This is a genomic window from Modicisalibacter sp. MOD 31.J (assembly GCF_020147985.1).
Taxonomy (GTDB): Bacteria; Pseudomonadota; Gammaproteobacteria; order Pseudomonadales; family Halomonadaceae; genus Modicisalibacter; species Modicisalibacter coralii.
This window is the reverse complement of record NZ_JAGXFF010000002.1, coordinates 443,984-456,524: the sequence shown is the minus strand read 5'-3', so window position 1 is coordinate 456,524 and position 12,541 is coordinate 443,984. Positions and strand designations below refer to the sequence as shown.

Here is a 12,541-nt window from a genome sequence, read left to right as displayed (position 1 = left end):
ATACCTAATAACTACGAAGGTTTTTCTATGTCCTTAGCGCATAAGTTTCATTTGCTAGGGACAAGCAAATTCAACAACCAGACGAGAACTGGATATCTGCCTTATTCCTATACGCCGTTCAAATAGAAAACCCCTCCGAAGAGGGGTTAGGTTGAAGTGAATGAAGCCTCAAGCGACCAGCTGACGGGCCAGCTCCATTTCGACTGACTCGCCATCGCTGTTGAGCGCGTCAAGCCCTGACTTAGGGATGTCCCCTGATGTACTCTGCGCCACGGCGATCTTACTGGCCATCAGTCGCAGACAGGCGATCTGTGAGGTCTCGGCGTAGCCAAAAAACACCACACGCACCGCCCGGTGCTGACCGATGCGCCAGGACCGTCGCGCCGCCTGCTGCAGCGTGTAGACGTTCCAGCCGGTCTGCATGAACGCGATCGTCGGGAAGTCGAGAAGATCCAGGCCCGTCTTCACCAACTCGGGATTGGTGATCAGGACATCGATGCCCTTCTCTACTTGGTCCGCGATCCAGTCCTCACGACGGCTGGTGTCGACACTCGAGCGCAGCACGGCTACCTTCAGCCCCGCCTGCTCGAGGACGCGCTTCAGGCGACTCGTCGTGTCGCGCTTGCCGGTATAGGTGGAGTAGACCAGCACCTTGCGGCCTTCGGCCTTCTCTGTCCGGCACAGCTCGACCAGCTCGTCCTCCTTCGGCATCGTCGACGTCTCGTCGAAGATCGACTTCGCGAAGCTGATCAGCTCCCGCGAGCGCGGATGCTTGACCGTCTCAGGCCGAAAACAGCAATCAGGCCACGCCAGCAGCACGTTGAGCACCACGCCCAGCAAGGTGGTGTCCTTGCGTGCCAGCGCTTCCTTGAGCGCCTGTGTCAGCTCCCGGGAGAGCCTGTCATAGGCACTGGCCTGTTCTGACGACATCGGTACTTCCACGAACTCCTCTTCATACGACGGCAACACATCTCCGCCGATGTCCTGGAGCTTGAGGAACACCGTGAAGGGCAGCACGTAACGCAGTATGCCCTTCGGCCCGAAGCCTGGTGCCTTGACTGTCCGCACCGAGGTTTTTCGGCCCTTCGCCGTTTTGTGTCCAGCACCCTCGCGCTCAGAGTAGATATCCTTAAGGACACCATGCTCACGCATGAAGGCCATGGACGCCGCTCCCAGAGAATTGCGCTGGGGACGGTAGCCGTCTTCGATCATCACCGGCGTCAGGATCCGGAAGAGCAGATAGAACAGGTCATCGGCATAACCACCCATCAGCGTGCCGGTCAGCAAAAGCGTCTTGCGAGCCTTCGCTGCCAGTACGCCCATGGCCTGGCCCTGGGCCGACCCCGCGTTCTTGTACTCATGCCCCTCGTCGACGATCAGCAGGTCGAAGAACTGATCGGGCAGGTAGCGCTTCACGAACTCGCTCGGCTGAAAACCGACCTCGCCGAAACCGAACTCGATATTCGCCATCGCCCGCTCCATCCTCGTCGCCTGTCGATCGTTGAACACCAGGTCGCCGTTCTCGTCCATCAAATTGATGAACTCGTGCACATTGTCGGCCAGCATCGACGAGAGAAATGCCTCCCCGAACTGGTCGATCAGCTTCTCCGATGTCACCTTGCCGATGGTCGGAATGCGTTGCAGCGCCTTGAGCACCGAACGACGGCGGGCATCCCCTTCGGGTCGCCGCTGTCGTATGAGAGTCCAGAGCTGGCCACCGCATCCCGCGCATCGCTGTTGACGCTCGGTCTGCTGAAACAACTCGAACCAGATCGGTTCATTGTCGTTGTCGAGGATCATGCGGCCGCAGTCCGGGCACGCCGCGAAGCGACCGGAAAGCGTGCGCTTCGGGGTGGCCACCGGGATCCAGTGAAACCCCATCCGCATTCGTACGCGCCCTAGGATGAAGAACTCCGGCTGGCCATCATCTGGCTGCCTCAGTTGCTCACGCAGCTTGAGCAGTTTCGCCAGCGTGTCCGGTCCGTTGAGTACCCATACCCGTGCCTCGGGTACCGTCTCGAGGATCTCGCGCCGCCACTTGTAGACCAGGTGCGGCGGAGAAACGATCAACGATCGGCGATAGCCTTCGGTCGCCATCACGGCGGCGACGGCGATCGCCATCATCGTCTTGCCGGTCCCCATCTCGGCGTTGATGACGCCGGCGCGTTCGTTCTGATCCAGCAGCAACGCGCAGATCGCGTGAACGACATCCGCCTGTGCCGGAAACGGCTTGCGTGCCAGGGCATCCATCACCACTTTGCGAGCCGGGCTGCCTCGACCGTCGTAGACCGGGGGATGGGTGTGGTTGAGCGTATCTAGAAGCCCATCGCCGAACTCATCGATGAAATCGTTGAGCGCGATGACGTTAGCCGGCGTGGTACATGGCATGTTCATGTCCATCTCCAATGAAAATGGGCAGAACTCGCCCCTGCGGGCGGCGTGTCTGCCCGTAGGGGGGTGGATCGCCCCGGAGAGCGATCGTGGTTGGGTTATGCCGTCTCGGCGTCCGAGTCGGTAGGTTCAGGTTGTGCCGGCGCATCCTGCGCAGGCGTCGACGTGATCTTGAACAGCCTTCCCTTATCGGGAGAGTCTGGTGTCACGTCCCAGGCCATGATGGCCGGCACGAAACGGTCGGTCAGAATCCGACGCTCGCTGATGTTGCCATCGGCGTCTTCGTCGAACTCGACTTTCGAGGACTTCTCCTTGAAGGTGTCGCCCTTCACGACCAGCTGACGCCCCGATCGCGAGGTCACGACGCCCGATATGCCACCCGCTGCCAGCGACAGCGCAAGGTGCCAGCTCGAGAGCCGGCGTAGCGGACGTCGCTGCGTGACCCCATCGGTCCAGAACGCCAGATTGAAGTCGGTCCATAGCCCGCCCAACTGATCGATCTCCTGCCTCAGCTGCTCGGGCTCCAGCGACACGCGGTAGCAGTGTGGCGTGCTGCTCGTCGCCGGCGGCACGTCATAGGGTCCATCACACCAGATCGAAGGCAGCGGCTCGGGCTTGAACTCTCCCAGTCCGATTTGCTGCAACATCCCCCTGATCGTTTTGGCCCTGTCGTTGGCCAGTAGTGCATTGCGCTTCGTGCGAACGCCGAAGACGACGACCTGCTTGAATATATCGACCGCAGCCTTGAACGCGGTGACGCGATCGAAGTGTTGGCTGACCCAGCTCGACAGCTCACCGTCGAAGACGTAGTGAGGGACAATCATCACCACGATCCCGCCGTACTGCAGCAGGTGAACACAGCGCTGGTAGAACAGCTTTTCCAGCCGCTGCCGGCCCTTGCCGGCATACCCCTTGCTGCCGCCGGTCTCGCTGACGAGATCGCCATAGGGCGGGTTAAAGAACATCATGCCGAACGAGCGCGGTGAGATGACGGTATCCATCAGATCCGACTGGATGCCGACATCGACCAGGCTCTGCATGTGCCGTGCTCGCTCGAGATCGTACTCGATGCCGTAGGCGTCGGTTCGTTCGCGGCCCAGCCGGTGGGCGCTCTCCAGAATCGCATGGCCTTCGCCGGCACACGGATCCAGGATTCGAACCCGCTGGTCATGCGAGGTACCCAGTGCTTGGAGGACACGATCAATCGTGTCCTCGTCGGTCGGGTAGTAGCCGTTCTTGGCAAAGTTGCGCGCCAGGCGTGGAAACATCAGAGCCATGATGGCCTCCCGGGTTCATTGCGTGGCGAGATCGCCGGAGTGGATGAGCTGACCGATGGCGTCCTGAACGCTGGCCAGCGAGAGATCGATCCAGACGCCGGAAAGGCGCTCAGACGTTCGATCGAGCATGCGAATCGCACCGTGCTCGAGGAGCAGCTGAACGACCATGGGTCGCCAGTGGTCGAGCAGCGGAAACGCGGCGAGATCACGCAGTCGCGACCAGAGCATCGCGCTCTTGTCCTGACGTGAATCGCGCTCGTTGAAGATGGCATAGCACTGACGGTTGGCCCGATCGGGATCCTGACAGCGCTGATCAAATAGCCAGAGATTCAGCAGGCTGCCGAACCGCGTCTGCCGATAGGTCCGCGTCGTGCGTTTCGCCAGGCGATCACGATCCAGTTGCAGGGCGACCGTCTGATCGTCCCGCTGAAGCGTGATCCCGTTCCAGCCGCCTTCGGCGATCGGCAGGGTCAGCTTTGCCATCAGCTCGTGAATGGCGGTATCCCGCCCCCACAGAGAAAGAAAGACAGCGCGGTCGTCATCGGCGACGTAGCCGTCCAGAAAAAGCTCTGGCGTCTCTTCGAGACGCCAGAGCGGGGTAGAAGTCGACATGCTGCCTCCATCAAACAAAATGGGGGCGAGCTACCCCAGGGGCAGTGATCGCCCCCGGGGGTTGAGGGTAGGCTTGCCCCTGGGTGAAGTTTGTACCCGGGCCATACTTCACGTTGTGCCCGCAGTAAATGCAGGTTGCCATGCTCATGATCGTTTCTCCTTTGTCGCCGACGCCCACAGCACGCCGATCTCGTAGACGGCCCACAGGACCAGTGCCAGCGGAGCGCTCTCAATATAGGTCGACCACAGCAGGCTCCAGCCCCACTGTGACGGGTCCGCCCACCCCTCGGGCCGATGCAGTACCAAGGCGATGAGCGTGGACACGAACAGCGAGCGCTGACCGCCGCCCGCCATGACCCTACGCACCAGCCGCTCCGAAATCGGCCTGGTGCGATGGGGAAAAGGTTCGCGGCGCTGGGTTACGATCCCGCGCGCGCGGGCCACCAGGTCGAACACCGGTACCGGAATCCCATCAGCATGCACTGGCTGCGAGACCGGGGCCTCGGCCCAGGGCGCCTCGATCACCTCGCGCATCGGAGGGCGCAAGGACATGTATGCCAGCCGACGGTCCTTCGGCGGCGCATAAGTCTGGGCGAATAGAGTGCTGCCATTGCAGTCCGGGCAGCTACACACAGCATTGAGGTTGAGGTACCAGGGCCTGTCGCGCACACGATTGATCACTGCGGTGAAGTCGGCATAGCTAAGATCCTGTTCGCAGTGGACGCAGCACATGGAAGGCACGTCGCATACTCCGCCGACATGATAGATCGGCATCAGATGATCGAGCGGCTTGCCGCGTTCGCGGAGATGCTCGGACAACTGATGCCAGGCATCACGACTCATGGCCTCGCCCTCGGCGAGATATTGGATATTATCGGTGTGCATTTTCCGTCATCCTGTCGAGCCAGATCTCGGCCCCCAGCCGCTCCACATCCTCGACTAGCATCCGGCGACCGAGGCGCTGGAGTTCGGCGCGGTAGCGGCGAACGGTGGGGTTTGCGATGGACGCCAGGGCCAGGTATTTCTGGTCCTGATCACTGGCCGGCCAGAAGCGCCGGCTGCGATCGATCAGCGACATAGGCAGCACCAGCACCCCCAGGAAGACGAGTACCGTTGGTTCAGTGGCCAGCAGCGCCATGGCGTAAAAGTTGTGCGAGGTAAAGGAGTACCAGGGCAGGTCTGGAAGGACACCCGAGATCAGCGGAGCGACCAGATCGAAGACCGCCGCCGGCACGATCAGCAACCCAGTTCCAGCGAACACGGCCCACGCCAGACGGCGCAATACGATCCATGCCGATTCGATGAGCATGTCGCGGTAGGACGAGGGAAAGGGAGTTGAATCGGGTGCGTCAGGCGATGTTGTGGGCCGTGGTGCGCGCTTTAGCGCTAACACCAGCGCCAACCAGCCGCATGCGGCGGTGAGCGCGATCGAGGCACTGGCGACTCGCCAGGCGCCGGCATCAATCGGCGGCCACTTGAGCTGATAAATGACAACGAAATCACTTACCAGGAGCACGCTTCCGGCGAGAGCCAGCACGGTAGCCGACAAATTCAGCGTTCGCGCGAGAAAGCGCCTACACAGGGCATAGAGATAGAGGGGAATCATGAATCGCTCTCCTTATTGGAATCAGCGGGGGTGTCTTTCAGCGCCGCTTTAAGGGCTTCACGAGCGGCAGAGCCCTCTTCGAGCAACTCCTCCCGTTTTCTCTGGATCCGGCTCGCCTCACCAACACTGATTTTGCCGTCTTCCAAGTAAGACTCGACGCGGGAGGCAAGAGCAGGGTTTTGTTCTACCCAGCGGTGGATCTGGCGGTAAGAAAAATGCTCCCCCACTTCCGCCCCCATGATATGCCGCCCCAGAAGTGCGCTAAGGGCTGACACCACAACCAACGTCGCTATGACACAGGTTGCTGAGAGTCCAGGCTTAAACCCCAAGTAGCAGCTCACATACCATGCAGTCAGCAACAGCAGTAGGATGCCCACAAATATTCCGATCCACATAAGGTCACCCATGAAATCCACCTCTACCCTCGATGAACCGCCGAAACGGTGGCAATGCATTCATCATGGCGCGCCCGTACGGGCGGTCGGCGAAGCGCCGATCAAGTACAGTGACACGCCCATAGTCCGTCTCAGTGCGCAGCAGCCGTCCGGCGGACTGGATAAGCTTGAAGCTCGCATCCGGCACGGACAGCTCCATGAACGGGTTGCGCCCGCGTGACTCTAGCCATTCCGAAAGCGTTGCCTCGACGGGGGAGTCCGGTACCGCGAACGGCAGTTTGGCGACGATCACGTGAGTGCATTGCTCGCCGGGCAGATCCACCCCTTCGGAGAACGACGCCACCCCGAACAAGATGCTGCCCTGACCGGCCTCAATCCGTTGACGGTGCTTTTCCAGAAGCTCGTGTCGCGGCGCCTCCCCCTGCATCAGCACCTTGGCGGCCAGCTCCGGATTGAGGGCCTTGAGTACCGCGCGCATCTGACGGTAGGAGGCGAACAGCACCAGTGTCCCGGTTCCCGGCGCAATCAACCCAGCGTTACAGCGCGTCGCTATCTCGTCTGAATGCCGATCATGATCTTTGGGATCTGCGATAACGTTCGGGACAACAAGCTCGGCCCGGTTTGCATAATCGAACGGAGAATCGAGCTTTATAGCCCGATTGCCATGCCGCTCATGCAGCCCGGCTTGCTCGTAAAACCGGTCGAACCGACCGAGCGCAGCAAGTGTCGCCGACGTGACCACAGCACCATCGCACTGGCTCCACAACAGCGAGCGCAGCAGTCCAGCGGCCGAGGTGGGGCTAGCACAGCACTCAAAGTCGCCCCCGTCGGCGACCACCTCGATCCAACGTGCTACCGGCGGATCGGCGGGATTGTCAGAGGGCGCCGCGGCGAGCTGAGCGAAAGCGGTTTCCATGGTGTCGATTCGTGATACGAGCCGTTGGGCAGATGCCTGAAGTGTGGTTATGCCACGATTGTTGGGGTCGTTTTCCGCGCCCTTTTTCAAGCGGTCGCCGAGACGCCGCGCCAGCGAGTGGACCGCCCCCGTCGCCACGCGCGCCTGCTCAAACAGGTCGCACAAGTCGGCAGGCACCTCGCCCATGGGAAAGCGCCAGGTCATGTCAGGCTCACGACTGCCCCGTGCATACCGGCCACCACGGCCTCTCTTTGCCTGGGGCTCAGACATTGCAGGATGCACGTTCTCCAGGGCACGATAGGTGTCGTCCAGGCTGCGCACGAGCGCGCGAGCTTCCCCCGCTAGCTCGGTACCCAGTTCCTTGACGCCGCTGACCAGCTCCGTCTGGCCGGCGAGTGCCGGCGCAGCCTTGCCTGGCAGCTTTGCCAACTCGCTGAGTGTTTGTTTTGCCGCGGCAAGCCGTGCCTTCGCCGCGCCCTGTTCGACCGCGACGCTCGGCAGATGGTGGCCCTCGTCAAAGACGTAGATGGTGTTCTTCGGCGCTGGCAGCACCACGCCGCCCCCGAGCATCAGGTCCGACATCACCAGCGCGTGGTTTGCGACGACGACATCCTTCTTCTCGTTTTCAGCCCGTGCCTTGAAGAATGCGCAACGCCACCGGTACCGACAACTGGCGCCTGTGCAGCTCGCTTTGTCTGTGGTGATTTCGTCACGCAGCTCCTGACGCAGCGAGTTGGGCCATTCGTCAAGATCGCCGCTCCAGTTCCCGTTGGAGCGACTCGCCCACATAGCCTCCACTTCATCGGTTTCGCCTTCGGCAGGTTTGATCGCCCAGGTCCCCTGACCCTGTTCACCGTCGCCAAAGTCGAGAAGACCTTGATCCTCGTTGGCTCCTGCGAGTGGCTCAAGGTTACGATCGCAGACATAACGGCGACGCCCCTTCGCCAGCGTAAAGCTGAACTCCAGCCCCGCACGTGCATGCAAATCGGGCAGATCCTTCGTGACGAGCTGTTCCTGTAGCGCTACCGTTGCGGTGGCGATCACCAGCGTCTTCCCGCGGGCCTGCGCGACGGGGATAGCAGAGAGCAGGTAGCCCAGACTCTTGCCGGTACCGGTTGGCCCCTCAATGCTAACCACACGCTCGCCGGGATACTCGCCCGCCAGGGTCTTGGAGACCTCAGCAATCATCAGTCGCTGCGCAGCCCGGGAACGAAACCCCGGCGTGGCCGACATCCTCGAGAGCGCCTCTCGAATGGTTTGCTTGGTATCCTCAAGCAAACCTGCCGGTGGTTCCTTGACAGGCTCTGAGGCACCGACTTCCTCGGCGGGGATGCTCATTGCGCCGCCCTCTCTGTCTCGGTCAATCGCTTCGTTGCCGCCTCGATGTTGCCTTGCAACGTAGCGGTCTCAGCCACCACAGTGGCCAGCAGAGGGTCTGTCTCGTCGCGCCCGACTTTTCGCAAATATGCGGCGGCCTGTTCGTTTTCAGCTATTGCGGCCTGCCACCGCGGTATAAGCGTCTTTTGCACGTGTTCACGCGTCGTGAAATCGTCGGTGGCGAAGTGCCGAGCGAACCAGTGATCGTTATGACGCATGCTTCCCTCCTGGCTTCGGGGTGGCGTAATTTGCAGCCACCATGCCTCAGAACGAAAAAGCAGCAAGCGCGTAATCAGGGGGGGCACAGAAGGGATTAGGGATTGATCAAGGGCGTCGACGTGAGACGGCAGGCAAGGATATGCAGCCTTAAATCAGCGCCTGAGCATCAACGAAACGCCCCGACTCAGTTTCAAAGTCTGTCGGGGCCGATCAGTTGAATCGGCCCCATCGGTAAAGCTCCCGCGGCATGGCCGCGTCGAATGCGTGAGGTGTGGGATGAAAAAAGAATATCATCCTATGGTGGGGTATAACCCTTTGATTTATGGTCAGGAGCAGCCATACCGGCAAGGTAAAGTATCATCCTTTCTTGCCTTGCCTATTCTCGGAAGAGATCAGCGTGGCTACCAGTACGAGCCAAGTGCAGCTCGTCATCCACTATGCGATATAGCAGCAACCAATCGGGCTCGATGTGGGCATCTCGGTAGCCCTTCCAGTTTCCCCGTAATGAGTGATCCTGGTATGCATCCGGCAAGGGCGTTTGCTCAAGCAGCAGGCCCAGCAAGCGCCGCAGCTTTTCCATGTCCTTGCCGCGCTTATGGACCCGCTTCACATCTCGCTTGAACTGGCTGGAACGGACTGGGGTCAGCATCAGATGCCCAGGTCCTCGAACAGCGCATCCGCGCTATCAAAGCGCTTGCCCTTGCCGGCTTCCAGCTCTTCCAGAGCCTTGGCCGTGGTGGCGTTCGGCACCTGCACGGCAAACGGCAGGCGCTTTTCGTCGGCGATCCGCAGCATCAGCAGGCGGATGGCGTCGGACACGGACAGGCCCATGGCCTCCAGGGCGGCGGTGGCGCGCTCTTTGGTTTCGCTGTCGATGCGGGCTCGGACCACGGTATCAGCACTCATGATTTTCTCCTTCTCTTTCGTGGCTACGATGTAGCTACATTATAACCGGGCTACGCCACCTTGTCATCACCGGAGGATGACTCTCTATTTTCAAGGATGACACTTTGTTTTCATCCCACATGAGGGTTGGTACCGTGACACTGGCACCGCCTAGCGCCCCGAGGGTGCCAGTAAGCGTCTATGCGCGATTATGCTGGATACCCGTCGTGCAGAATGCCTTGCAACCGGCGACCGGCAGCCCGTTTTCCCACGCGCTGCATGTAGACGTCGCCCCCATCTCCCGCATGCTCCAGACGATGCCCGTCGTTCCCGGCTTCCGTCAGCCGGACGCTGGGCCATTGCACCGCGCCGGGGTCTCGATTGGAACAGGCGGTCCCGTCCTCAAGGATGTGGTAGCAGGCACTCCTGGGTACCCATTCACCCCATTGCTTGAACATGAACGGTACGCCGGCCTCCGCGCACTGATCCCGCAGATCAAAGGCCCACTGAGGGTGCATCGGCCTGGCATCCTTGCCCGACTCGCCGCCGACAACGACCCAATCCAGGCGCCGCAGCCCGTCCAAGTGGTCGGTAACACCTTCGTTGTACGGGTTCTGAGCAGTATACGGCGGGTTCTCCGGCCACGCGGCCATCCAGCGCAGCGATACCGGACCCAACAGTGGCTCCATGCTCAGCCAGCGCACCGCGGCCGGCGTTTCGATCAGCAGCGGAATGCGCTCATCGGCCGTGGCCTGATCCTCGACGCTCACGCCCAACCACACGTTGTCCAGCGGCCAGTTGCGCCAGTGGCACTGACCGAGGCTTTTCAGATGATGCCGGCGAGCCTGTTGATCCATGTGCTCGTCGACGATCGGCGCGGCGATGTCGTACAGACCCCGCAGCATCTCGGTTGGCGGTGCCGGCTCGTCTAGCGATGCCTTGCCCTGATCGCGAAGGGCCTGCCGTGCCTTCACGCCAGCCTGATGCTGTTCGCTGTTGATGTAGCGCTCATTGGCGCCGTCGGCTTTCTCCGCCAGCCAGGCGAAGAAGTCACGCATCCGCTTCGGGCGCTTGGTCAGGATCTGGTAGGTGTGGCGCGGTGTGCTCGCCATGACCGCGAAGACAGCGGCGACGTACTCGAACGGCACGTTCTCATGGAAGAGATCCGACATGCTGTTGACGAATATCTTGCGCGGCTTCGTCCAGCGAACAGGCTGGATCAGCAGCTCGGGCACCAGTTTGATCTTGCCGTTCCACTGCCCGCCCTTGGCCAGCAGCCCGTCGTAGGCGCCCTCGCCCTCGGGCACGCCCCGCCCGCGATCCATGGCGATGATCCGCGCGGCCTGGGTCTCGGCGTAGCAGTGCCGGCAGCCGTCGGAAACGCGAGAGCAGCCCCGTAGTGGATTCCAGGTAGCGCTCGTCCATTCAATCCCCGTCTTGTCGCCCATTGTCTTCTCCTCAGCCGGCAGGCGCCGGCGGTCGCTGTGCATGTCGGCTTTTCGCCGGCGATGCGGTCAGAGTGCCCGAGATCGGGAAAGCAGCAAGCGAGGTATCGGCGGGTATCGGGCGGGGATTTCCGGGGGGAGAGTGCAGCGTCGGGGTTGGACTCGAGAAACAGGCGCCGGCGCGGGTGCCGACGACGCCCAGGGCTCGTCACGGGCGGTTGTCCGCCCCGCAGTTCGGGCAGTCGGTCCCATAGACCTGAAACCGGGAAAGGAACTGGCCGCAGCCGTGGCAGTTGACCACTTCCTTTCGCGGCCGGCGCGGCTTCACCAGCTTGATCCCGGTACCGCGGAGCGCTTCCTCCCGATTGACATCGGCGCAGGAGACCACCTGCCGCACGTGCTGGTCGATATAGGCGTTGTTCCAGGCGACATAGCTTTCGTTGGCCATGCACAGCTCGCGCGCCTCCTCACAGCTCACGACCCGGGCATCGTCCAGGTTGGCGCCGCGGCCGCCATCGGCAAGCAGCCAAACGATGTCATTGCCGTTGTAACGGCGCGCCACCTGGATCAGACACTGGGCATCCCCCAACGGCATCGCGCCAAACGCCGAACGATCGACGTATTGCATGTCGACCGCGCTGTGAGTTCGCGCGTCCACGTAGTCGGCTGGCCAGGGAATGTCGCTCTCCCGGTTCTCGTGCAGGTTCACAGCCCGCTCGCGGGTGAACACCTCGGCCTCGCGAACGTTGCTGGTATAGCCGCCGCCCTCGCGCCAGAACATCAGGCGATCACCAAGGTTGGAGCGGTTATCCTGGAGATAGAATCGATCTGTCATGATGCGTCCTCCCCGGGTGCAGGCGCGACGATTCCGAGCGTCAGGCCCGCATGCTTTAGCAGGATCAGCTCGCCGTCAGGGTACCCCCACGGATGCGTGCCAAAGCCCCTGAATCTGTCGGGGTCGAAATAGAGGTGGTGGAGCTGTCGGCCTTTCTTGATATGGTCGCGGAAGACTTCCACGAGAATTTTCAGCGTGCCGCCGTGGGTGAACCCCTGCCAGCGTCCATCGCGGTGGGTGTAGATCCTCCGACCACTATATTCGTCGGTGAACCAGACCCGCCCACGCCCATCCAGCGACAGCTCGGCATAGCGGCCTTCGTGATGAAAGAACCGCCGGCCGCAATCGCCTATCTTGCGGATGAACTTGTTGGCGTTGGCCAGGCGCTGTTGCTCCAGCTCTCTCTTTGTCACTTACTCCTCCCCAGCCGGGCAGCGCCCGGATGTCGATCAGTGTGCGGCGGATCGCCGGAAAACACGCTCAGAGTGCCCGAGATCGGCAAAGCAGCAAGCGAGGTATTGGTGGGGAGCAGGCGGGAGTTTCCTTGATCTATTTGTTATCGACCCGCTGCCAGATAGCGGCG

Annotated in this window: 12 protein-coding genes and 1 pseudogene; all 13 read right to left on the bottom strand. The window is 61.5% G+C overall.

Annotated features, from left to right (window positions below):
* Positions 1-168: 168 nt before the first annotated feature.
* Positions 169-2,394: a DEAD/DEAH box helicase gene (locus KGR00_RS07800; RefSeq protein WP_343232825.1), complete on the bottom strand. Its 2,226-nt coding sequence runs from the start codon at positions 2,392-2,394 to the stop codon at positions 169-171.
* A 173-nt stretch (positions 2,395-2,567) separates the two neighbouring features.
* Positions 2,568-3,668: pseudogene (locus KGR00_RS07795) on the bottom strand (DUF6094 domain-containing protein); the annotation flags it as partial.
* 15 nt (positions 3,669-3,683) lie between these two features.
* On the bottom strand, positions 3,684-4,280 hold the full coding sequence (locus KGR00_RS07790) for a hypothetical protein (RefSeq protein ID WP_224424351.1): 597 nt from the start codon (positions 4,278-4,280) through the stop codon (positions 3,684-3,686).
* 144 nt (positions 4,281-4,424) lie between these two features.
* Complete coding sequence (locus KGR00_RS07785; RefSeq protein WP_224424350.1) at positions 4,425-5,165, bottom strand: hypothetical protein; 741 nt, start codon at positions 5,163-5,165, stop codon at positions 4,425-4,427.
* The gene (locus KGR00_RS07780; protein ID WP_224424349.1) at positions 5,152-5,886 is read right to left on the bottom strand and encodes a hypothetical protein; all 735 of its coding nucleotides are present in this window, start codon (positions 5,884-5,886) and stop codon (positions 5,152-5,154) included. Before KGR00_RS07780 ends, KGR00_RS07785 begins: the two co-directional genes overlap by 14 nt.
* Complete coding sequence (locus KGR00_RS07775) at positions 5,883-6,293, bottom strand: hypothetical protein (RefSeq protein WP_224424348.1); 411 nt, start codon at positions 6,291-6,293, stop codon at positions 5,883-5,885. Before KGR00_RS07775 ends, KGR00_RS07780 begins: the two co-directional genes overlap by 4 nt.
* Entirely contained in the window at positions 6,286-8,535 is a 2,250-nt protein-coding gene (gene dinG / locus KGR00_RS07770; protein WP_224424347.1) for an ATP-dependent DNA helicase DinG, read from the bottom strand. The genes KGR00_RS07775 and dinG overlap by 8 nt, the downstream gene beginning before the upstream one ends.
* Positions 8,532-8,792 (bottom strand): hypothetical protein, encoded by a 261-nt coding sequence (locus tag KGR00_RS07765; RefSeq protein ID WP_224424346.1) that lies wholly within the window; start codon positions 8,790-8,792, stop codon positions 8,532-8,534. The genes dinG and KGR00_RS07765 overlap by 4 nt, the downstream gene beginning before the upstream one ends.
* 377 nt (positions 8,793-9,169) lie before the next feature.
* A complete protein-coding gene (locus tag KGR00_RS07760; protein WP_224424345.1) occupies positions 9,170-9,442 on the bottom strand; it encodes a type II toxin-antitoxin system YafQ family toxin in 273 nt (90 codons plus the stop codon).
* Complete coding sequence (locus KGR00_RS07755) at positions 9,442-9,699, bottom strand: type II toxin-antitoxin system RelB/DinJ family antitoxin (protein WP_224424344.1); 258 nt, start codon at positions 9,697-9,699, stop codon at positions 9,442-9,444. Before KGR00_RS07755 ends, KGR00_RS07760 begins: the two co-directional genes overlap by 1 nt.
* A 188-nt stretch (positions 9,700-9,887) precedes the next feature.
* Positions 9,888-11,126, bottom strand: coding sequence for a phage Gp37/Gp68 family protein (locus KGR00_RS07750; protein ID WP_224424343.1), 1,239 nt, complete (start codon positions 11,124-11,126; stop codon positions 9,888-9,890).
* Between the two features lie 205 nt (positions 11,127-11,331).
* Positions 11,332-11,958 (bottom strand): hypothetical protein, encoded by a 627-nt coding sequence (locus tag KGR00_RS07745; RefSeq protein WP_224424342.1) that lies wholly within the window; start codon positions 11,956-11,958, stop codon positions 11,332-11,334.
* On the bottom strand, positions 11,955-12,371 hold the full coding sequence (locus KGR00_RS07740) for a hypothetical protein (RefSeq protein ID WP_224424341.1): 417 nt from the start codon (positions 12,369-12,371) through the stop codon (positions 11,955-11,957). The genes KGR00_RS07745 and KGR00_RS07740 overlap by 4 nt, the downstream gene beginning before the upstream one ends.
* Between the last annotated feature and the right edge of the window lie 170 nt (positions 12,372-12,541).